The organism is Saccharibacillus deserti (assembly GCF_013618475.1).
Taxonomy (GTDB): domain Bacteria; phylum Bacillota; class Bacilli; order Paenibacillales; family Paenibacillaceae; genus Saccharibacillus; species Saccharibacillus deserti.
Genome location: NZ_JABJVN010000002.1, coordinates 251540 through 272460, shown reverse-complemented (window position 1 = coordinate 272460; position 20921 = coordinate 251540). Strand labels below are relative to the sequence as shown.

General features: G+C 54.8%; 22 protein-coding genes and 6 tRNA genes. 7 read left to right on the top strand and 21 right to left on the bottom strand.

Annotated elements, in window-relative coordinates; translation table 11 throughout:
- Positions 1 to 138: 138 nt before the first annotated feature.
- Together HOP44_RS07310 and HOP44_RS07305 are read right to left on the bottom strand one after the other, a co-directional pair.
- Positions 139 to 411, bottom strand: a complete 273-nt coding sequence (locus HOP44_RS07310; protein ID WP_172251994.1) for a hypothetical protein — start codon at positions 409 to 411, stop codon at positions 139 to 141.
- A gap of 179 nt (positions 412 to 590) precedes the next feature.
- Positions 591 to 1013, bottom strand: a complete 423-nt coding sequence (locus HOP44_RS07305) for an organic hydroperoxide resistance protein (RefSeq protein WP_172251992.1) — start codon at positions 1011 to 1013, stop codon at positions 591 to 593.
- 162 nt (positions 1014 to 1175) lie between these two features.
- Between HOP44_RS07305 and HOP44_RS07300 the strand changes: the two genes are divergently transcribed.
- Positions 1176 to 1655 (top strand): glutathione peroxidase, encoded by a 480-nt coding sequence (locus HOP44_RS07300; RefSeq protein ID WP_172197663.1) that lies wholly within the window; start codon positions 1176 to 1178, stop codon positions 1653 to 1655.
- A gap of 127 nt (positions 1656 to 1782) precedes the next feature.
- On the opposite strand, the gene HOP44_RS07295 is transcribed toward HOP44_RS07300, so the two are convergent.
- Positions 1783 to 1865: transfer RNA gene (locus HOP44_RS07295), tRNA-Leu, on the bottom strand.
- A gap of 320 nt (positions 1866 to 2185) precedes the next feature.
- Here HOP44_RS07295 and HOP44_RS07290 point away from each other — a divergent pair.
- Positions 2186 to 2836 (top strand): urease accessory protein UreF, encoded by a 651-nt coding sequence (locus HOP44_RS07290; protein ID WP_172251990.1) that lies wholly within the window; start codon positions 2186 to 2188, stop codon positions 2834 to 2836.
- A 72-nt stretch (positions 2837 to 2908) separates the two neighbouring features.
- Here HOP44_RS07290 and HOP44_RS07285 read toward each other — a convergent pair whose 3' ends face one another.
- Entirely contained in the window at positions 2909 to 3277 is a 369-nt protein-coding gene (locus HOP44_RS07285; RefSeq protein ID WP_172251988.1) for a helix-turn-helix domain-containing protein, read from the bottom strand.
- A 171-nt stretch (positions 3278 to 3448) separates the two neighbouring features.
- Here HOP44_RS07285 and HOP44_RS07280 point away from each other — a divergent pair, with 171 nt between their 5' ends.
- Entirely contained in the window at positions 3449 to 3712 is a 264-nt protein-coding gene (locus tag HOP44_RS07280; RefSeq protein WP_425501824.1) for a hypothetical protein, read from the top strand.
- Between the two features lie 269 nt (positions 3713 to 3981).
- Here the strand turns inward: HOP44_RS07280 and HOP44_RS07275 are convergent.
- From HOP44_RS07275 to HOP44_RS07245, 7 genes are all read right to left on the bottom strand, one after another.
- Positions 3982 to 4064: transfer RNA gene (locus tag HOP44_RS07275), tRNA-Leu, on the bottom strand.
- Between the two features lie 62 nt (positions 4065 to 4126).
- Positions 4127 to 4202: transfer RNA gene (locus tag HOP44_RS07270), tRNA-Lys, on the bottom strand.
- A gap of 4 nt (positions 4203 to 4206) precedes the next feature.
- Positions 4207 to 4278 (bottom strand) — tRNA-Glu (locus HOP44_RS07265).
- 207 nt (positions 4279 to 4485) lie between these two features.
- Positions 4486 to 4577 (bottom strand) — tRNA-Ser (locus tag HOP44_RS07260).
- A 7-nt stretch (positions 4578 to 4584) separates the two neighbouring features.
- Positions 4585 to 4660 (bottom strand) — tRNA-Asn (locus HOP44_RS07255).
- Between the two features lie 30 nt (positions 4661 to 4690).
- Positions 4691 to 4945 (bottom strand): hypothetical protein, encoded by a 255-nt coding sequence (locus HOP44_RS07250; protein WP_172251986.1) that lies wholly within the window; start codon positions 4943 to 4945, stop codon positions 4691 to 4693.
- 128 nt (positions 4946 to 5073) lie between these two features.
- Positions 5074 to 5556, bottom strand: a complete 483-nt coding sequence (locus HOP44_RS07245; protein WP_172252985.1) for a SprT family protein — start codon at positions 5554 to 5556, stop codon at positions 5074 to 5076.
- A 151-nt stretch (positions 5557 to 5707) separates the two neighbouring features.
- Between HOP44_RS07245 and HOP44_RS07240 the strand changes: the two genes are divergently transcribed.
- Positions 5708 to 7207, top strand: a complete 1500-nt coding sequence (locus HOP44_RS07240; protein WP_172251984.1) for a serine hydrolase domain-containing protein — start codon at positions 5708 to 5710, stop codon at positions 7205 to 7207.
- Positions 7208 to 7302: 95 nt separating this feature from the next.
- Here the strand turns inward: HOP44_RS07240 and HOP44_RS07235 are convergent, their stop codons facing one another.
- From HOP44_RS07235 to HOP44_RS07200, 8 genes are all read right to left on the bottom strand, one after another.
- Positions 7303 to 9447 (bottom strand): Tex family protein, encoded by a 2145-nt coding sequence (locus tag HOP44_RS07235; RefSeq protein ID WP_425501852.1) that lies wholly within the window; start codon positions 9445 to 9447, stop codon positions 7303 to 7305.
- Positions 9448 to 9699: 252 nt separating this feature from the next.
- Positions 9700 to 10635 carry a TRM11 family SAM-dependent methyltransferase gene (locus HOP44_RS07230; protein ID WP_172251982.1) on the bottom strand — a complete coding sequence of 312 codons (936 nt, stop codon included), beginning with the start codon at positions 10633 to 10635 and terminating at the stop codon, positions 9700 to 9702.
- 107 nt (positions 10636 to 10742) lie between these two features.
- Entirely contained in the window at positions 10743 to 11678 is a 936-nt protein-coding gene (sdaAA, locus tag HOP44_RS07225; protein ID WP_172251980.1) for an L-serine ammonia-lyase, iron-sulfur-dependent, subunit alpha, read from the bottom strand.
- A complete protein-coding gene (gene sdaAB / locus HOP44_RS07220) occupies positions 11675 to 12364 on the bottom strand; it encodes an L-serine ammonia-lyase, iron-sulfur-dependent subunit beta (RefSeq protein WP_172251978.1) in 690 nt (229 codons plus the stop codon). Before sdaAB ends, sdaAA begins: the two co-directional genes overlap by 4 nt.
- 348 nt (positions 12365 to 12712) lie before the next feature.
- Positions 12713 to 13063 (bottom strand): type II toxin-antitoxin system PemK/MazF family toxin, encoded by a 351-nt coding sequence (locus HOP44_RS07215; protein ID WP_018975909.1) that lies wholly within the window; start codon positions 13061 to 13063, stop codon positions 12713 to 12715.
- Between the two features lie 3 nt (positions 13064 to 13066).
- Entirely contained in the window at positions 13067 to 13348 is a 282-nt protein-coding gene (locus HOP44_RS07210; RefSeq protein ID WP_166274407.1) for a CopG family ribbon-helix-helix protein, read from the bottom strand.
- 159 nt (positions 13349 to 13507) lie between these two features.
- Complete coding sequence (gene alr / locus HOP44_RS07205; protein WP_172251976.1) at positions 13508 to 14722, bottom strand: alanine racemase; 1215 nt, start codon at positions 14720 to 14722, stop codon at positions 13508 to 13510.
- 243 nt (positions 14723 to 14965) lie between these two features.
- On the bottom strand, positions 14966 to 15526 hold the full coding sequence (locus HOP44_RS07200) for a GbsR/MarR family transcriptional regulator (protein WP_172251974.1): 561 nt from the start codon (positions 15524 to 15526) through the stop codon (positions 14966 to 14968).
- A 421-nt stretch (positions 15527 to 15947) separates the two neighbouring features.
- On the opposite strand from HOP44_RS07200, the gene HOP44_RS07195 reads away from it, so the two are divergent.
- The 3 genes from HOP44_RS07195 to HOP44_RS07185 are packed head-to-tail and all read left to right on the top strand — an operon-like array spanning position 15948 to position 18920.
- Positions 15948 to 17153, top strand: coding sequence for a quaternary amine ABC transporter ATP-binding protein (locus HOP44_RS07195; protein WP_172251972.1), 1206 nt, complete (start codon positions 15948 to 15950; stop codon positions 17151 to 17153).
- Entirely contained in the window at positions 17143 to 18012 is an 870-nt protein-coding gene (locus HOP44_RS07190) for an ABC transporter permease (protein WP_343059805.1), read from the top strand. Before HOP44_RS07195 ends, HOP44_RS07190 begins: the two co-directional genes overlap by 11 nt.
- The gene (locus tag HOP44_RS07185) at positions 18009 to 18920 is read left to right on the top strand and encodes a glycine betaine ABC transporter substrate-binding protein (RefSeq protein ID WP_172251970.1); all 912 of its coding nucleotides are present in this window, start codon (positions 18009 to 18011) and stop codon (positions 18918 to 18920) included. The genes HOP44_RS07190 and HOP44_RS07185 overlap by 4 nt, the downstream gene beginning before the upstream one ends.
- Before the next feature lie 116 nt (positions 18921 to 19036).
- Here the strand turns inward: HOP44_RS07185 and HOP44_RS07180 are convergent, their stop codons facing one another.
- Together HOP44_RS07180 and HOP44_RS07175 are read right to left on the bottom strand one after the other, a co-directional pair.
- Complete coding sequence (locus HOP44_RS07180; protein WP_172251968.1) at positions 19037 to 19678, bottom strand: NAD(P)-dependent oxidoreductase; 642 nt, start codon at positions 19676 to 19678, stop codon at positions 19037 to 19039.
- 239 nt (positions 19679 to 19917) lie between these two features.
- On the bottom strand, positions 19918 to 20883 hold the full coding sequence (locus HOP44_RS07175) for a 3'-5' exoribonuclease YhaM family protein (RefSeq protein WP_172251966.1): 966 nt from the start codon (positions 20881 to 20883) through the stop codon (positions 19918 to 19920).
- Between the last annotated feature and the right edge of the window lie 38 nt (positions 20884 to 20921).

Below are 20921 nucleotides of genomic sequence, written 5' to 3'. Positions count from 1 at the left end.
GTTTGGGGCTTCTTGTTGGCGCAGCATACAAAAACAGCGGACGCACGGGAAATCCCGTACGTCCGCTGTTCGATATCCAAACCGGCAAGAAGCGCCCAGCGCGCTTCAAAGGTTCAAAAATCCGTTTCGTCTCACTGATTACGCAAGCAGTTGTTCGATTCTTCCGTCCCGCAGCTGCACGTCGATTTCACCTTTGAACTTTTCAAAGCAGTTGCAGATGTAATCTTTGCGGCAGATCGGGCACGGTGTTTTGAGCAGACGGCTGATGTTGGTCAGCTTCCACTCCGGAAACCGGTTATAGAAGACGCGGCACATCGTACCGTCTTCCAGATGGACAACGAATTCGTACAGTCCGTCTTTGTCGTTGCTTCCGGCCGTATCTACACCTACCACATTCGGTCTGTAAGCCATGTTAGTATCACCCGTTATTCATAGTTTGGACGCAGGATAAGGTTGCCCCGCGCCGCGTGCTTATATAGCTTAATGAATTTCACCCTTCGTGTCAACCGCACGGACCGCTTAGACCGCACAAGAAAAAGCCGGAAGTTCCCGGCGTTCGGGAGCTTTCCGGCCTTCGCGCCTTGTGACAATCAGACGACGCTCAGTTCCACTTCCATATTGCCGCGTGTCGCTTTGGAATACGGGCAAAAAGCATGCGCTTTTTCGACCAATTCTTTGGCTTTTTCGGGATCGAGCCCCGGAATACGCACTTCCAGTTTGGCGGCCAGCTTGAAGCCTCCGTCCGTCTCGTCTTTGCCGATATGGATCTTGCAGGTGACTTCCGTATCGGGGATATCGACTTTTTCTTTGCGGGCAATATTGGCCAGAGCGCTCTCGAAGCAGGCGCTGTAGCCGGCTGCAAACAATTCTTCCGGATTGGTGCCCGTACCTCCGCCGCCTCCAAGTCCTTTCGGTACCGAAAGCTGTAGGTTAAGCGCTCCGTCGGCCGATTCGACCACTCCGCTTCTGCCGCCTCTGCGCGCTGTCGCTTCTGCCGTATATAAAGATTCCATGATGTACCACTCCTCCTGGGAAATTTAAGAGATGAACCGTCTGTCAAACTATCTAATCTATAAAGCAAACAGAGACGAATGAAACGAAAAGCGAATTGCAAAACTCAATTAAATTGTTTACAATCAAAAAGAGAGTGATTATTTTTAGAGGAGGAATTCGATATGTCCGTATATGAATATGAAGCCCGTACATCCAAAGGGGATGAGGTCAAACTCGCCGATTACCGCGGCAAAGTGGTCCTGATCGTCAATACCGCCAGCAAATGCGGATTCACGCCTCAGTTCCAGGGGCTGCAGGAACTGTATGACAAGTACCACGACCGCGGCCTCGAAATTCTCGGCTTCCCGAGCAATCAATTCAACGAACAGGATCCGGGTTCCAACGAAGAGATCGCCGAGTTTTGCCAGATCAACTACGGAGTGAAATTCCCGATCTTCGAAAAAATCGATGTCAAAGGCAGCGGCGCGCATCCGTTGTTCCAATATTTGAGCGAAGAAGCACCGGGCCTGATGGGCTCCAAGTCGGTCAAATGGAACTTCACCAAGTTCCTCGTCGACAAGGAAGGCCGTCCGGTCAAACGCTTCGCTCCGCAAACGTCGCCCGACCAGCTCGAAAAAGATATCGAAAAACTGCTGGGTTGATCGATTGGCCCGCTTTTTCCGTTTGAAAGCCCCTGCTTTGGCGGCGGGCTTTTGGCTGCGATGTTCTTTTTTTAGACGCAAAAAAAGCCTGAAAATCCGAAAATCGGATTCTGCAGGCTTTTCATTATGCGGTAGAGAGGACTCGAACCTCCACGGGTATACACCCACTACCCCCTCAAGATAGCGTGTCTGCCATTCCACCACTACCGCACATGAAAATAATTCAGTCAACTTCTATATTATATCCCACAGTAAGCATGCAGTCAATATTATTTTTCAAACCCACTCTTTAAGCTCCGAAAAAAGGAAAACACGATAGATTTGCGTCATATAACATAACCCATAAAGTCACTTTATTCCTATATTCATCTAATAAAAGGAATTTATCTTGACTGAAAACATGTTTTCATGTAAAAATATATACCATAAAAGAAGAGTATCGCTCAAAATAACGTTGCCTATCACATAAATAACATCAATCGCTTATTTTCATAAAATCAGCTATTTATTCATGAAGGAGGCGCAGGCTCATGCACAGCGGACAAAAACTTCTTAGTTATATGACTCTGCTTGAAACCACTTCCCCCTCCCCCATAGGCCGCCTGAACGAAGATATGAACGGTCGACGATTGGACGGCATCGAAGCTTTTGAAGAAGTGATGCGCGCTTATATCCACCCCCGCCTGGCTCATATCGAAGGACGCGCAATCGAAGACTTTTACGAATCGTTGGCCCGCGGAGATTACGAGACCGTTTTTCGTCTGGACCGAAGCCTTCGCACGCGTACAAGCCCCAACGAAATCGATACGGAAATGCGCCGTGCGGGCCGCAAGCTGCTGAAACTGTCCAAGTCACTTTATCCTTGGATGAATTTCGCACCGCTTGCCGAGGCTCTTCAATCCGAACAGGCTTTTGGCTGCCCCGCTCTCTGCTATGCCTGGATCAATGTCCAACTGGAGATCGAATCGTCCGAAGCCGTGCCGGCTTATCTCTATCATCACACGACCCAATATGTCGAATACTGCTCCCGCCTGCTTGGACTTGACGATGTCAGCCGCCGCAAGCTGCTGATGCGTATGATCGAAGACGTATCGGAGCGCTGGCTGCTCGTACGCAGCGTTACCCCTCCGGCTTTCTCTTATGAAGCTTCATATCTTGCGCCTATCCAAAAAACGCTTTGAAGCCCCCGCTTCAAAGCGTTTTTGGAATAAGGGATTCGCGCGGACCCAGATCGGAATATCGGGAACGCGCCTCTAGGTACGGTGATCATCCGATCTTCGCCGCCGATAAGCGGCAAACTCTTTGTATTCGCGAATGAATGCTTTCTCCTCGTCGGTCAACTCCGTATCCTGGCAATCCGATTGCCCCGAATCGTCAAAAAAATAACGGCTTCCCGTTTCCTGCACTTTTTCGGGCTGCCATTCCTTGCCTGTCATCAACCAATCCAGACTCACCGAGAAAAAGGCCGCAATCTCGATCAGCTTGTGTGTGCTCGGCGTCGACTTGCCTCTGCGCCAATCGCCCAGATTGCCGGCGCTGATAGCCAGGCGTTCGCCGAACGCTTTTTTTGTCATGCCGCTGCTTTTGATCAGCTGCTCAATCCGTTCATAGATCGACTGCACGTTTTTTCCCCCTCGAGCACCTTTTACGGTTTAAAAATTACGCATTTACGCTATTTTTCATTGAAAATTAACGCACATGCGTATATAATTGTTTTTATGGTAAATGCTCCCTTGTCCGTCTCTAATTGATTATAATTCATCCATTTACGCATGAATAGGAGGAACGCCAAGTTGCAAAGGAAAAAACCGATCACTCCGTTCGGCTGGGAAATCAAGCGCCGGCTGGCCGAACTGGAGATGGACCAGAAGACATTTTGCGAACGGTACGATATTCCGCCGGCGCGGCTCTCGAACCTGATTAACGGCAGCCGCAAAGCCTCCAAATATCGCAGACAGGTCTCGGAACTGCTGAAGCTGTCTTCGCCTGCACCGTGTACGCAGACACCCCACAGCGAGAGTCTTCGCGCTCCGACAGCCGCAGGCACAAGAAGATGAAATCCGGGATCCCTTCTACGCTTCCGCCTTGTTGGATAGAAGTATGCGCAGGCTGCGGCCGGACCCGGCATAACGGAGTATGGCGCAATCCGGAACCCGGCGAATGCCCGGGTTCGGTGCGCACCCATGATATTTGTCCGGACTGTATCCGCACACTCTATCCCGGTTACGTCCGGGTCGCCGAACGGCTTTGCAGGGAAGCCCGCTCCACGCCGTCCGTCTCAAACGAAAAAGAGCAGACTCCCTAGGGAGCCTGCTCTTATGTCTTATGCGGTAGAGAGGACTCGAACCTCCACGGGTATACACCCACTACCCCCTCAAGATAGCGTGTCTGCCATTCCACCACTACCGCATATTCAAATGATTCGCCTGGCGAACCGATCGATCACCATTTCTACCGAGGAGTAAAAGAAATGGTGAGCCATGAAGGACTCGAACCTTCGACACCCTGATTAAAAGTCAGGTGCTCTACCAACTGAGCTAATGGCTCAAAGTGACCCGTAGGGGATTCGAACCCCTGTTACCTCCGTGAAAGGGAGGTGTCTTAACCCCTTGACCAACGGGCCTTATCACCTTGACGGCTCAGTGTTTCTCAACTGGGCACAAGTAAGAGTATAGCAAAGATCAAGGATAGATTGCAAGCATTTTCGAAAATTAATTTTATTTTTTATAAAAATGTTGTACATGCCTCAGGAAAACAAAAAGAGGACCCTTCTCAGGGTCCTCATCCGAATTCATCAATCATAAATTGTAGATATTGAAGTGAAAAAATATGGCGGAGAGAGAGGGATTCGAACCCTCGCACCGCTAACGCAGTCTAACCCCTTAGCAGAGGGTCCCCTTATAGCCACTTGGGTATCTCTCCATAAAAATGGCTCCCCGAACAGGACTCGAACCTGTGACAACTCGATTAACAGTCGAGTGCTCTACCAACTGAGCTATCAGGGAACATTGGTTAATGTTTCAACAAGATATAATTTAGCATGCCGGTTTTTTTTCGTCAACCCCTTTTCTAGAAATTCGGATAAAATAAAAAGAACCCTGTTCACCTCCGGTGAAATTCGGGTTCTCATAAGGCTTCTTATGCTTGACTCGGCCCAGTACTTCCTGCTTCGTTTTGGTTCTGCGCGTTCTCAGATCTGCAAGCGCGAACGGACTTCTCATTGCCGCTAAATCCATTTTCCCTTCTCTGATTCGCTTCTCGCGCATTTTTCTCGCCGCCGATTTGGCCATGCGTATTTCCTCCTTCAAAATGAAACCAAGATGAGGCATCCCGAATACGGGAGCCTTTTTCATTATACCCCATCTTGGAGGGCGTTAGTAAACTTTACGCAAAATGCCGTGGCTTGGAAACGCTTGTCTCAATCGCCGCTCTGCGCTTCGGGTGCCCATTCTTCCAGACGAAGCCCCCCTGCGCAGCGTCCGCAGCGATAGCGGGAAGCATCCATCCGGCGCTTGCGTTTGTATTCCATTCCGCAGTTCGAGCAGATCAGTTTGTATTTGAACGGAAGCGTACGCTTCGTTTGATCGGGCAGCGCCTGGCAGTAGCGGCTCCCGCCCACTTTGGCAAGCAGACGCTTGAAATCCGTATCGCGGTGACGGTATCCGAGTCCGGCGATATGCAGATGGTAATGACAAAGTTCGTGCTTGATGATCCCTTCCACCGCTTCAAAGCCGTGCGCCTTCAGCTGATGGGGATTGATATCGATATCGTGCGACCGAAGCGCGTAACGCCCTCCGGTCGAACGCAGTCTGGCATTAAAAAAAGCCCGATGCCGAAACGGGACGCCAAAATGTTCAAGCGACACTTTTTCGACCCAGTCCTGAAGCTCGGCGTCGGTCATGCTGCGCCCGCTGTGCATCCGCTCTCCCCCTTTTTGGTGTGTACGTTCGTCTATTGAATTCTACCTTGCGATTGGACTACACTGTCAAGGAAAGGTTCCGTTTCTACGGAATAATAGGACAATACAGCCTATAATCGTCTGGAGGTATACAATGATGGAACCTATGAAACTGCCTAGAAGCCGGCCCGAAGCCCTCGGAATCGATCCCCGCGGAATCTCCGCTTTCCTCGATGCGGTCGCCGCAGACAAGTTCGATCTGCGCAGCTTCATGCTGCTGCGTCATGGCGCAGTTGCCGCGGAAGGCTGGTGGGCACCGCACGCGCCGGAAGACCGCCACGCCCTGTATTCGGTCAGCAAGAGCTTCACGTCGACAGCCGTGGGCCTGGCTGTCGAAGAAGGAAGACTTACCCCCCAAGACAAAGTCGCCGGCCTGCTTCCTGAACTGCTTCCCGAAGAGCCGCATCCGAATCTGTTGAAGATGACCGTGCACGATTTGCTCGTTATGGGAACCGGACAGGCGAAAGATCCGTTGGAGAGCGTTCGCCCTATTCCGGAAGCCGACTGGGCCCGGGCTTTCCTAGCAGCCGAAGTCGAGAACGTTCCCGGCAGCCTGTTCTCTTACAGCAGCGGCGCCACTTATATGCTCTCGGTCATTTTGCAAAAACTCACCGGACAAAAGGTCGTCGATTACCTGGAATCCCGTTTGTTCGCACCGCTCGGCATCGCACGCAAAACCTGGCAGGAAAGCCCCCAGGGCGTGACCGCAGGCGGCTGGGGCCTCAAACTGTCCAGCGAAGATCTTGCCAAATTCGGACAGCTTTATCTGCAAAAAGGACTCTGGAACGGGCAGCGGCTCGTCTCGGAAAACTGGATCGGCCTGGCGACATCGAAACGTATCGAGAACGGCGACAACCAAGGCGGCGATTGGACGCGCGGCTACGGCTACCAGTTCTGGGTCTGCCGTCACGGCGCCTACCGCGCCGACGGAGCCTTCGGCCAGTTCTGCCTGGTGCTGCCGGAGCAGAATGCCGTCATCGTACTGACGTCCGCGATCTCGCGGACGCAGGAGCTGCTGGAAGCGGTCTGGACGCATCTGCTTCCGGCGATGCAGGATGCGCCTATGGCGCCAGGCGCGGCGGGCGACGAAGCCGCCGAGCGGCTGCGGAAGCTCGCCTACGCGCCGGAGCCGGCAGGCGAAGCGCCGGCGGACGAAGCCTGGTCCGGCCGGATGTATCGGCTGGACGGGGAATTTGCCGGCGGCTGGAAGCTTCAAGCCGCGCGCTTTACCGCAGAAGAGGACGGCTCCGTCCTCTTCGAGCTGTGGGAAGCCGGAGACGAAGCTTCGCTCGTCGGAGCTTCCACGATCGCGCTGCGCTGCGGCGCGGGTGTATGGAATCGCACGGAAGCGCCGATTCCGGGCGGCAGTCCGAACTTCGCGCCGGATACGGGTCCGGCGAACGGTTGGTTCAGCCGGAAGAGCGACGGTTCGCTGCGGATCGTCATCCGGTTCTCGGAAGAGCCGGTTACGCTGAACCTGACAGCCGTGTTCGACGGCAATCGGCTGGAACTGACCGAACACGGCAATCCGGAATTCGGAGAAAAAGAAAAAACAATCGCCGGAATGGCCGAAAAGGCCGACGAACGGGCTTGATTCCCATCGAAATCCGTTTGAAGACGATAAGTTTGAACGCACTAAAAAGCGTCCCGGATTCGACTCCGGGACGCTTTTTTATATGCGAAGCTTAGTTAAGCGTTCTCTACCGGTCCGCGCATCGTCAAGCCGACGCGGCCTTTTTTGAGATCCGCGTTCAGGACCCAGACCGTCACGGTATCGCCGACAGCCACGACGTCCATCGGATGCTTGACGAATTTCGTGCTGAGCTGCGAAATATGCACCAGGCCGTCGCTTTTGATACCGATATCGACGAAAGCGCCGAAATCGATCACGTTGCGCACGGTTCCCTGCAGCTCCATACCCGGCTTGAGGTCTTCGATCTTCAGCACGTCGGTCCGGAAGATCGGAGCCGGCAGTTCTTCGCGCGGATCGCGGCCCGGACGCTGGAGGCTCTCGAGAATGTCGCGCAGCGTCGGAAGGCCGACTTCAAGCTTGTCCGCCAGAGCTTCGGCATCCGCCGCTTCCAGCGCCGCCGCCATTCCGGCCGTGCCGAGATCGGACGATTTGAAGCCGAGTTCGGCCAGCAGCCGGTCGACGACTTTGTACGATTCCGGGTGAATCGGCGTACGGTCGAGCGGGTTCTTGCCTTCGATTCTCAGGAATCCGGCGCACTGTTCAAGCGTTTTGGCGCCGAGACGCGGCACTTTCTTCAGTTCCGCCCGGCTTGCAAACGAACCGTTCTCGTCGCGGTACTTGACGATATTGCGGGCCGTCGTCTGGTTGATACCGGCGACGTAAGACAGCAGCGACGGAGAAGCGGTGTTCACATCGACGCCGACATGGTTAACGGCCGATTCGACGACCGCTTTGAGCTGTCCTTCGAGCTGTTTTTGCGAGACGTCGTGCTGATATTGGCCGACACCGATCGCTTTGGGATCGATCTTGACCAACTCCGCCAGCGGGTCCTGCACCCGCCTTGCGATCGAAGCGGCGCTGCGTTCCGCCGCGTCCATGTCCGGGAATTCTTCCTGGGCGACTTTGGAAGCGGAATAGACACTGGCTCCGGCTTCGTTGACGATCAGATAGGACAGCTTGCGCGCTTCGTAATCGCCGATCCAGTCGGCGACGAACTGCTCGGTCTCGCGCGAAGCCGTACCGTTGCCGATCACGATCAGTTCCAGGTCGTACTTGTCGACCAGTTCCCGGAACTTCTCGGATGCTTCGCGGATCTGGTTGCGCGGCGGCGTCGGATAGGTGACAGCCACTTCGAGCAGTTTGCCCGTTTCGTCGACCGCGGCCAGTTTGCAGCCGGTCCGGAAAGCCGGGTCTACGCCGAGTACGCGCTTGCCGCGCACCGGCGGCTGCAGCAGCAGGCTCCGCAGATTGCCCGCGAAGATCGAGATGGCCTGCGCGTCGCCTTTTTCCGTCAGTTCGCTGCGTACTTCGCGTTCGATCGAAGGCGCGATCAGACGCTTGTAGGCGTCCTCGATCGAACGTTCGAGCAGCGGGTGGACCGGAGACGAACCTTTGATGACGCGTCTGGCAATATAACGCAGGATCGGTGCGAAATCCGTCTCGAGCGAGACTTTGAGCACATTCTCGCGTTCGCCGCGGTTGATGGCCAGAATGCGGTGCGGCGGCATTTTTTTGGCCAATTCGCTGTATTTGTAATACATTTCGTAGACCGATTCGGCCGAAGCGTCTTTGGCTTCCGTAACGAGAATCGCATGATCCAGCGTATACGTCCGAACCCAGGCGCGAATCTTGGCATCGTCGGCCAACTGCTCGGCCACGATATCGAGCGCCCCCTGCAGAGCTTCCTCCTGCGAAGCGACTCCTTTGTCTTCGGACACGTAGCGTGCGGCTTCCCGATCGATCTCCGCACGGCCAGGCTGGCTCATCAGCCACTCGGCCAACGGCTCAAGCCCTTTTTCCTTCGCAACGCTTGCGCGCGTCTTGCGCTTCTGGCGAAACGGACGGTACAGATCTTCGACCTGCTGCAGCTTGGCGGCTTCCAGAATGGATCGCTTCAGCTCTTCCGTCAGTTTGCCCTGCTCTTCGATCGTGCGCAGCACTTCGAATTTGCGTACATGAAGACCGCGCGCATACTGCACGCCTTCTTCGATATCTCTCAACTGGTTCTCGTCCAGTTCCCCGGTCATTTCTTTGCGGTACCGCGCGATAAACGGTACGGTATTGCCTTCGTCCAGCAGCGCTACGGCCGCTTTGACCTGCTTCGCCGCGATGCCCAGCGTGTCCGCCGTCCGGCGGAACATGGCTTCGCGCTCGGTCGCCGTCATCTCGGACGAACCGCTGTCCTTGTTCAGTTCCAAATCCGACACTAAATCTCCCTCTTTCTTTTGCTGCTTGTTCTCCGGACCGTTCAAACGCTCCGGCGTATTTCCCGGGCCTGCGCCGCGAAAAACGGTCTACCTATTATGACAGACAGACGTTGTTTTCCGCAAACCGAAATCGAAATCCCAACGCCCCGTTTCGCGAAAAAACAAAAATGCCGCCGTTTCTTTCTTCTATATGCCCAACCAGATATGCCGGGCAAATTTCCCTTTGCGTACGGTGCAGCGGTCCGCCAAAACAAAACCCGCAGCCTCGATCTCCGCCCCGATCTCTTCCGTCGCCACAATCACGCAGCGCGCGGACAAACGGCGGGCCGATCGAAGCATTTCCATCCGCTCCTGCGCCGCAAGCACCGAACATAGATTGTAGGGCAGATCGAGGACAAGGGCGTCGTATCGGCCTTCGAGCGTTCGCATGTCCGCTACTTTCACCCGGACCGGCAGGCCGAAGTGCGCCAGATTCTCCCGGGCTCCGATGACGGCCAGCGGATTCAGATCGAATCCGTCTATCCCGACCCCCATCGATCCCGCTTCAATCAGCACCGTACCGATGCCGCAGCACGGATCGATCGCACGAATCCCTTCAGGCACGGGCACCGCAATATTCGCTACGGCTCTTGCCGTTCGCGTTCCGAGTGCCGTCGAATACTGGCGCGGCTTATCGTTGTGACGCAGCCAGACCGCTTCGCTCTGCGCGAAGCCTCCCAGCCGCCACAAGCCGTCCGCATAAGCGATCCCGTACAGCCGGCCGGGGTTCTTCATATCGGCCCGTCCGCGCATAGACGCCCCGACTACCCGCTCGATTCGACGCTTTTCTTCGTAATCGGCTCCGCCTTCCGCTTCCATATAACGCAGCTTGAACGTTTCGCCGCCCAGCCCGATCCGCCCCGCCTGCTCGGCGAGCTTCTCCAGGGTCGGAGCCGTATATTCGATCGTCAGCTTTCCCCGAATAAACGGGCTGCGGGAAGGATCGATATTCCGTTCGCTCCGCAGGAACCCGGGGGAAGGATTCGTCCCAAACAAAGTTCGCAGCTCCAGCGCGCAAAGTTCCCGCTCGTCTTCGTGACAAGCATATTCGTACAGATAAATCCGGCGGTTGTCCGCAATCATGTTCCTGCCCTTCCTTTCTCCATCCAAAAAGGCGAAGCGTGCGGCACGGGCCGCCTGAATTCGCTTCGCCTTTTCCGGGAGCATCGGCAGTTCGCGCCCGCCCCCTGTTATTCGACCGTTTCGGCCTGCACCGCTCTCGGTTCTTCCGTCTCCGGTTCCAGCGGCTTGCGACCGCGCATCAATCCTTCGGTCAGCTTGCGACCGGTCGGCGTCTGGGCCAGACCTCCCTGCCCCGTCTCGCGGTGTCCGCTCGGCATGGCCGCCCCGACTTCCAGCATGACACTGACCACTTCGTCGGAAGGAATAGCGCTGCGCACGCCGGCAAGCCCCATATCGGCCGCAGCCAGCGCATTGACCGCTCCAAGTCCGTTGCGGACGATGCAGGGAATCTCCACGAGTCCTGCTACCGGATCGCAGATCAGTCCAAGCGTATTCTTGAGCGCGAGGCCTACGGCATGCATCGCCTGTTCGGCGCTGCCGCCGCGCAGTTCGACCATTGCGCCGGCCGCCATTCCGATGGCCGAACCCACTTCCGCCTGGCAGCCGCCTTCGGCTCCGGAAATAAACGAGTTGTTGGCAATCACGTAGCCGATCGCTCCGGCCGCGAACAATCCGTTCACCATATGCTCGTCGCTCCAGCCGAAACGCTCCTGGGAGCTGACGAACACTCCCGGAATGATTCCGCACGAGCCGGCGGTAGGCGTAGCGATAATACGCCCCATCGAAGCATTCACTTCCGATACGGCCAAAGCATACGCCATCGCTCGGGAAGACGGATCGCCGGAAGAAGGCGTTCCGTTCTCGACCAGGTCCAGCACTTTGACCGCATCGCCGCCGCTGAGGCCGCTGCGCGATACATTTTGCTCCGACAATCCGATCCGTACGGCTTCTTTCATTTTTTGGTAATAATCGGCCATCTGCGCGACAATCGTTTCCGGTGAAGCCCCGGTTTCTGCCGCTTGGTCTTCAATCATGACTTCGGCCAACGTTTTGTTCTCCGCGCCGCTGATCTCCGCCAATTCTTTTAAGGTCCGAAATCTCATTGATGCTTCGCCTCCCCGCCGTTCAAATGGATAACCGTAACTTCCTTGACGTCTTCGATCTGGCGCAGTTGGGTAAGCAGCCGCTGATCCGGTACCGAATCGAGTTCCATGACCGTCATCGCTTCGGCGCTGCGGCCTTTGCGGTCGACGCCCATATATCCGATATTCGTATCGCTGGCCCCCAATACCGCCGTAAGCGAAGCGATCACACCCGGTCGGTCGTCGTGCAGGACGACAATCGTCGGATATTCTCCGCTGCAGCGTACGTCGAAACCGTTCATTTCGTGAATCATGACAGTGCCTCCGCCGATCGATGCCCCAAGCACCTGAGCGGTGCGGCCGTTCTCCGCTTTCAATTCAAGCTTTGCCGTATTCGGATGCGGCGCCATGCCGACCCCTTTAACGAAAGTGATCTCGATGCCCAGGCGTTCCGCTTCCTCGAGCGCTTCCGCTACGCGCGCATCGTCGGTCGCGTAACCGAGCAGTCCGCCGGCCAACGCCAGATCCGTCCCGTGTCCCCAATAGGTCTCGGCGAACGATCCGTACAAAGCGATCTTGACACTGGAAGGCTTGGTACCCAGCAGCTGCCTCGCAATCAGTCCGATCCGTACCGCCCCCGCTGTATGTGAGCTAGAAGGACCGACCATGGAAGGTCCAATAATGGAAAACACATTTTTAAAACGCATCTGTAAGCTCTCCCCGCTTCGTCAATAATCAGGATGGGCTGCCTTTTATAAGCATCAGCCGTTCTTCTTCGGATACTTCACCGCTATTTTACCTTGATTTCCGCTATCCGTCGACTACTCTGCTCTGCTTCGACACCGCAGAAAAGCAGCCTTCGTCACCTTTGGATCCGTTTGCCCGTCTGCTATGTTTGTTATATTTATGTGAGCTTTATTCTAATGTCGTCAAAAGGCTGACACGCCAAAAACCGGAAAAAGAGCCTCCCCTGCGTGAGTACCCGCATAGGACATGCTCTTCTCCCGGTTGGCGCAAAACGCCGTTTCCGTCGACTCCCGCAGCCGCATTTCGGTTTAAAAATCGACCAGGCTCAGACTGATCTGCAGGGACTCGTCGACCCGCTTCATCGTTTCTTCGCCAAGCCTTGTAATCCGGTCTGTCAGGCGCTGCTTGTCGATCGTTCGAATCTGTTCGAGCAGGACTACGGAATCGCGATCGAATCCGTGCGTCTTGGCATCGATTTCTACATGGGTCGGCAGCTTTGCTTTCTGAATTTGGGCGGTAATCGCCGCGACGATGACCGTAGGACTGAAGCGGTTGCCGATATCGTTCTGGATCACCAGAACCGGACGCACTCCACCCTGCTCGGACCCCACCACCGGCGACAGGTCCGCAAAAAATACGTCACCGCGTTTTACAAGCAATAGTTACACCCCGCTTACTAAGCGAACCAGAGTGATGTCCGCATCTTCCTCCGCATGAAACGCTTCACAAGCCATCGACAAGTTGATATGGGCCATTTCCATGTAACCCCGCTGCATCGACTCGCGGATATACCGCTTTTTCCGGTCGACCAGATACTGTCTCATTGCCAACCTGATCAGTTCACTGCGATTGGAATTTTCCAAAGCTGCGATTCCATCCACTTCTTGCAGAAGATGATCGGGCAAGCTGATCATCACTCTCTTGGTGCTTTGCAAGTTCGCCACCGTTCTTCCACCCCCATGAGCTTATACCCGTCAACGGTTCCCGCCTGTTTTGGAGCCCGTTCATTCGGGAACTGTTGAAAAAGTGTATATACGATGCGTATATCACCTGTGCTGCCACCCATTATAGCCCACAATCTTTCATTCGTACAGCCCAATTCTTCACACTTCGCTCGGAAGCCTTTGAAAAGAGACCGGATTTTCATGCAAAAGGGGATTGGATTCTGCTGTGACAGCACCGCTGCGGGTGTAAATTCTGGGTATACGGTGAGCAAGCATGCATAACACTTCGTAAGGGATCGTTCCGAGTTTGGCGGCAATTTCGTCCGCGGTAATCATTTCCCCGGACTGGCTGCCGAGCAGGACAACCTCTTCGCCTTCTTGGATATCTTCCGCGTCCGCGAAAGATTTGAGCGACACCATACACTGATCCATACAAATCGTTCCCGTGACCGGGGCTCTGCGGCCCCGAATCAGGACTTCCGCCTTGCCTCCGAGCATGCGCGAGTAACCGTCGGCGTAGCCGAGCGGCAGCGTCGCGATCCGTTCGCCCGCTTCTGCCGTATACAGGGAACCGTAACTGATTCCCATCGGATGCCGAAGCGTCTTGAGGAAGACGGCCCTCGTCTTGAGCGTCAGTACCGGTCTCAGCGAAACCGCATTGTGATTGACTTCGCAGGAAGGATAAATGCCGTACAAAGAAATTCCGATCCGAACCATTTTCGGGGAAAAGCCCGGCGTGTCGATCGCGGCGGCACTGTTGCCGGTATGTATCAACGGAATCTCGATGCCTTCCTGCGCAAGCGTATCCACGGTACCGCGGAATGCTTCGTATTGGAACTGTGTATAGGTCTTGTCGGCTTCATCCGCTCTGGCGAAATGAGTGAACAATCCTTCGACTTCGATCGCATCTGCCTGCAAAGCCTTTTTGACGAAAGCTGCCGCGTCCGGACCGGCCATTTGGCCGAGACGGCCCATGCCGCTGTCGACTTTGATATGGACTTTGAGACGGGATTCCGGCGCAGAACGCTCCAGCAGCCGCGCAGCTTCCAGAACGTCGTCGCTGAACAGCGCAATGGTGATGTCCCGGTCGCGCGCGACGCCCAGTCCTTCGGGCGGCGTATAACCGAGCACCAAAATCGGCATATCTATGCCTGCATCGCGAAGCTCCAACGCCTCGTCCAGAAAAGCCACACTCAAATAATCGGCGCCCAGACGCTCCAGTTCACGGCTGACCTCCACGGCTCCGTGCCCGTAGGCATTGGCTTTGACACAGGCGAGCAGCAGGGTCGAATCCTGTAGATGCAAACGAAAAGCCTCGTAGTTGGCGCGAAGAGCATCCAGATCCACGACGGCTTGAGTAGGACGATACTGCATAGGTAAAACAGCCACCTTTAAACGTAAATTTATTAATTCCAGCGTAAGCTCGGAAAGCGGGGCTGTCAATGCAGCAGACCAGTCCACGAAGCCGAAGAATTGTAAGCAGGAACAAGGCCAGAGACAAAATCCGCCTACAATAAAACCATTACCCGCACCGAGTTTTTTAGAAGCGCCGCCGCTCGGCCGATTTAGGCGGAGCGGTCCGCCTCTGGACAACCGTCAATTCCGGCACACCGGGACTTAAGACTCCCTCGGTACCAAGTCGAAAAGTTGGCCTTCCTCCATCGCATCGATCACCCGATCCAGCCAGCGGTAGTAGCTTTCGGCCTGGCGGATTTTTTCCAGGTCTTTTTGCAGCACCCCCGCCATGAATTCGCTTGTATCGGGCTGCTGCGCCAAACGTTCAATTTCCTTCATCGCACGGCGCAAAGCCTGCATATTACTTTCAACCGCTCTTCTCCATTGGGTAGCAAAATAGTCCGTAAAAGTCTGATACCAGTCATATTCCACTTCATATAAATCTTTTCTGGATCCTTTTTCCCAAACCTTATTGACCATCTTCAGATCGAGCAGGGTGCGTACGCCCGTGCTCATGCTGGTCTTGCTCATCTGCATCTCGCGTCCCATCTCGTCGAGGGTCATCGGTTTATCGGCAAAAAAAAGCAGCCCGTATAGATGGCCGGTCGACAGCGTTACGCCGTACAGCTCCATATTTCGTCCCACGACTTCGATAACGCGCTTGCGAATCCGCTGTACCGCTTCATACTGCTGTTCATTCCACTCGTTCTGGTCCAAGCTCATGCCTGAAACCTCCTTCGGTTCTTTCTCTATAGGGTTCATATAAGATTTCTATTTAATAGTTGAATACATGATTTGTCATTTTTTATTCTAGGAGATGGGTTCTTAATTGTAAAGTTTTCAAAAAACGAGCATAAAGGAGCATTTCCAAGCATTTCACACTATAACTCTGTACAGTTTTTTCTGTATGAACTTAACGTACGGTTTTGAAGGTTGAAAAGAAAATAATGCTTTGTTACACTTTAGGACGTTGGCACCACGCAGCTCGGTTGGTTCCGGAAGCCTGGTTTTTCTTGAAATGCTCTATCGCTTTCGGTCCGTTTGCATCGATCCGTTTGTATACCGGGACAATATCGTCTTACCGAACGTTCTGCCGCTGCGTCGACCGGATGTTCTGCATCAATAAATAGAAGGGGTGAACGAAATGCCGATACTCAGCATTCGAAATGTAAGCAAGTTGTTTGGACCCAACGCCGCCCAGGGAGTGAAGTTACTTGAACAAGGCTACAACAAAGAAAAGCTGGCCAAGGAAAAACAAATCACCGTCGGGGTCAACCAGGTGAACATGGATATCGAGCCGGGCGAAATTTTCGTCATCATGGGGTTGTCGGGCAGCGGCAAATCGACGCTCGTACGCATGTTTAACCGGCTGATCGATCCGACCGCGGGACAGGTTCTCGTACATGGCAAAGACCTTATGAAGATGAATGCGGAGCAGCTGCGCGAAGTACGCCGCAAAACGATCAGTATGGTTTTCCAGAAATTCGCTTTGTTCCCGCACCGCACGGTGATCGAAAATGTGGAATACGGTCTTGAAATTCAAAAAGTGGAAAAGTCGAAACGCTATGCAAAAGCGAAACAATCGCTTGAGCTGGTCGGTCTCAAAGGCTGGGAAGACAAAATGCCGGACGAACTGAGCGGCGGCATGCAGCAGCGCGTCGGGCTTGCCCGTGCACTCGCCAACGATCCGGAAGTGCTGCTGATGGACGAAGCGTTCAGTGCCCTGGATCCGCTGATCCGCCGCGATATGCAGGACGAACTGCTCGATCTGCAGGAAAAAATGAAAAAAACGATTATCTTCATCACGCACGATCTGGACGAAGCGCTTCGGATCGGAGACCGCATTGCCCTGATGCGCGACGGCGAAGTCGTTCAGATCGGTACGCCGGAAGAAATCCTGATCCAGCCGGCCAACCGCTACGTGCAGCGTTTCGTCGAAGACGTGGATCTGTCCAAGGTTCTGACGGCTTCCCATGTCATGCGGCGTCCCGAGACGATCACACCCGACCGAGGTCCCCGCGTCGCTCTCGAATTGATGCGCGAACGTGCGGTATCCAACCTGTTCGTGATCGACCGCGGCAAACGTCTGCTCGGTGCCATTACGGCCGAAGATGCTTCGCGTGCCGTTAGAGAAAAGCTTTCTATTGAAGATATTCTGATTCCCGGATGTCCGGTGTGTCCGCCGGACCGTCTGATCGGCGAAATGTTCGAACTCAGCAGTACGTCTCCGATTCCGATCTCGGTCGTGGATGAAGAAAACCGCTTGATGGGCGTTGTCGTTCGCGGCAGCCTGCTCGGGGCCATGGCCGGAGAAGTGGAAAATGAAGGAGGTTACACTCGTGCCGAATAATATCATCGCCGCCGAAATGCCCAAACTTCCGATCGCGAAGTGGGTAGACTCCGCTGTCGACTGGATGAGTATCCATCTGGAAGGATTGTTCGACGGTATTGCCGTAACGATCGAAGAAATCGTCGAATTCTTCACGAGCGTGTTTACCTTCCCCCATCCTATTCTGTTCATCCTTATTCTGGCCGTGATCGCCTACTTCGCCGGCAAATGGAAGCTGTCGCTGTTCACGGTGCTGGGCTTCCTGCTGATCTGGAACCTCGGCTATTGGGACGCGACCATGAGCACGCTTGCGCTGGTGCTCACCTCCGGCTTCATCTCGATCGTCATCGGGATTCCGATCGGCATCCTGTGTGCAAAAAGCCGGGGCGCTTCAAGCATTATCACCCCTCTGCTCGACTTTATGCAGACCATGCCGGCGTTCGTCTACCTGCTGCCGGCCGTCACCTTCTTCAGCCTCGGCGTCGTACCCGGCGTTATCGCTTCGATCATTTTCGCTATTCCGCCGACGATCCGCCTGACCAATCTGGGGATCAAACAGGTTTCCGGCGAGCTTGTGGAAGCGGCCGACGCGTTCGGTTCCACGGGCGCACAGAAATTGTTCAAAGTGCAGCTGCCGCTGGCTATGCCGACGATCCTTGCCGGAATCAACCAGACGATCATGCTGTCGCTCTCGATGGTCGTTATCGCTTCGATGATCGGCGCCCAGGGAATCGGCGTCGAAGTATACCGCGCCGTGACCCAACTGCATATCGGTCAGGGTTTTGAAGCCGGGCTTGCCGTTGTTGTCCTTGCTATCGTTCTCGACCGTTTGTCGCAAAATATCTTTAAACCTGCTCGAAAAAGGAGAAAAGCCCAATGAAAAAATTTAACTTTGGCATGAAAAAATGGTTCGGAATGACAAGTCTCGCCGCGGTACTCGTATTGGGTGCCTGCTCGTCGGGAGGAGACGCTTCCGGCTCGGACGCTTCGCTCGGCAGTCAGGTCGACCACAAGATTATCGGGATCGATCCGGGTGCGGGCATCATGAATGCTGCGCAGAAAGCCGTTACGGATTATGGCCTCAGCGATTGGACGCTCGTGGAAGGATCCGGCGCGGCCATGACCGCTACACTCGACAAAGCGATCAAGAAAAAAGACCCGATCGTGGTTACCGGCTGGACACCGCACTGGATGTTCTCCAAATACGATCTGAAATACCTGGAAGATCCGAAGAAATCTTTCGGCGAAGCGGAAGAAATTCATACGATCGCCCGTCAGGGACTGGAACAGGATCATCCCGAAGCTTATCAATTCCTGGACAAATTCGAATGGACGGAAGAAGAGATGGGCGAGATCATGATCGCGATCCAAGGCGGCACAACGGCTGAACAAGCAGCCAAGGACTTCGTGAAAGCCCATCCGGAGCGCGTAGCCGAATGGACCGACGGCATCACGCCGGTAAGCGGCGACACGGTCACTCTTGCTTTTGTCGCCTGGGATTCCGAGATCGCAAGCTTCAGCCTCGTGCAGGAGATCATGCAGGACAAACTCGGCTTTACGGTAAAAGGCCTTCAGGTCGAAGCCGGTCCGATGTGGCTGGGCGTTGCCCAAGGCGATGCCGATGCGAGCCTGGCCGCTTGGCTGCCGCTGACGCATGCCGACTATTGGGATAAATATCAAGACAAGATCGAAGATCTCGGCGCCAACATGAAAGGCGTCAAGACCGGATTGGTCGTGCCGGCTTATGTCGAAGCGAACTCGATCGAAGATCTGGTCGATGCCAAGTAAGCTTTTGTTTGAATAAAAAGCAAAAAAACGCGGTTCCCTTGCGGGATCGCGTTTTTCAGTTGGAGAGCCGGACCGCCGAAGACAAAGCCGTCCGGCTCTCCGTCAAAAAAGCAGGCTCAGGCTTTCTGGCCGACTACGCTGAAACGTTCGTTCACATGGTTGGCATTCTCGATCTCGTCCACGACGGCGATCGCGTAATCCGCATAGCTGATATAGCTGTCGCCGGCGGCGTTGACGGTCAGCACTTCGCCGGCGGCTTGATAGCTGCCGGTTCTTGCGCCTTCGGCGTCAAAGAAAGCGGCCGGGCTGAGGAAAGTCCACTGCATGCCTTCGGAGGCCTGCAGGTCCAGCAGATTCTGCCCTTGGCTGGAAGCGGTCGGTTTGAACATGTCCGGGAAATCCGGCGTATCGACCAGGCGGGTCGTCTGCGCTTCGTCCACGAACAGGCTGCCGGCTCCGCCGACCACGATCAGACGGGAAGCGGGGGCGCCTTTGAACGCTTCGATCAAGCTGCGCCCCGCTTCGATATGGCCCGATTCTTGACCCGGAGGCATGCTGATCGCATTCACTACGGCGTCGAAGCTTTTCACATCTTCCGAAGTCAGCTCAAGCACGTTTTTTTGTACGGCGGATACGCCTTCTTCATTGAACTTGGATGCGTCGCGAACAAAAGCGGTCACTTCATGCCCGCGTTGGACAGCTTCTTGGACGATCAACATTCCCGCTTTGCCCGTGGCGCCAATGACTGCAATTTTCATAACAAAAACCTCCAATGATTTAATGTAGCCGGATACGGGAGACCGCCGCTGAATACGTAAAACCCGGCAGGTTTTCTGTACCGATCTATTTGTAACTATTATAGTTACATTAATTTGGGTTTGTCAACGTCCTTTTTGAAAAAGAGCGGGCCGACAAAAAAACAGCCGCCTTTCCGCCCGATCTTCGGGTACGAAATGCGGCTGTTTCTTCTGCAGCGATTGCCGTCACACGGCCGCAGTCAGTTGGTGTCTTTGGGTCCGCGATACAGTGCTTTGCCTTCCAGCACGCGCAGCGGAATCGTCCATTCTTCGTTGTCCGGCATCATATCGAGCGCATCTTCGGCGGCCTGGAGCTTGGCGTCGAGCTGATCGATATAATGCAGCGCGATCGCTTCGGCGGTCTGCGGCTGCACCGGGCTGCCCCACTCGCCTTTATTATGATGGGCGAGAATCATATGCTGCATCAGAATCACTTTTTCCGAAGACGGATCCATCTCAAGCTTGATCGCCGCTTCCGTGACCCAGGTCGAAGCGAGCGCCAAATGTCCCATCAATTTGCCGGTAAAGCTGTATTCGGAGACGACGCCAAGTTCGGCGGTCATTTCTTCCGTCTTGGCGATGTCATGCAAAATGATACCCGCGAGCAGCATGTCCCGATTCAGGAAAGGACGCTGCTTGCAGAGAAATTCCGCCAGTTCCAGCATACGGACCGTGTGGTAAGCGAGACCCGCGTAGAACGCGTGATGCATCGCTTTGGCAGCCGGATAATGCATCAGCTTGTCGCCGACTTTCTCGATGCAGTAATCGACCAGACGGCGCAGATCCGTATCCGAGATTCCGGCGGCCGTCGTCTTGATCGTATAGACCAGATCGTTCGGCGGCACCGGGGCGGAACGGATAAAGTCGGTCAGCGTATACCCGTCTGCCGGATCGGCAGGACGAAGTTTGCTGACTTTGAACTGCGGTTTTTCCCTATATTTCTGCACGACTCCCCGCACTTTGACAAGCATCGGCGCGAAAAACGTTTCTTTGTCCGCGGTACTGACATCCCAGAGCTTGGCCGGGATTTCTCCGCTCGCATCGGCCAGGACGAGATCGAAATAATCTTTGGGCGGCGTGGAATTGGTTTGTTTGAGATCGGCGGACTTCAGCAGGTAAAATCCTACGATGTCATCGCCTTCGACAAATTCTTTGATCGTTTTCATTGCGTTCCTCCATAAGTTGAGTCCCGGGACAACGTGCA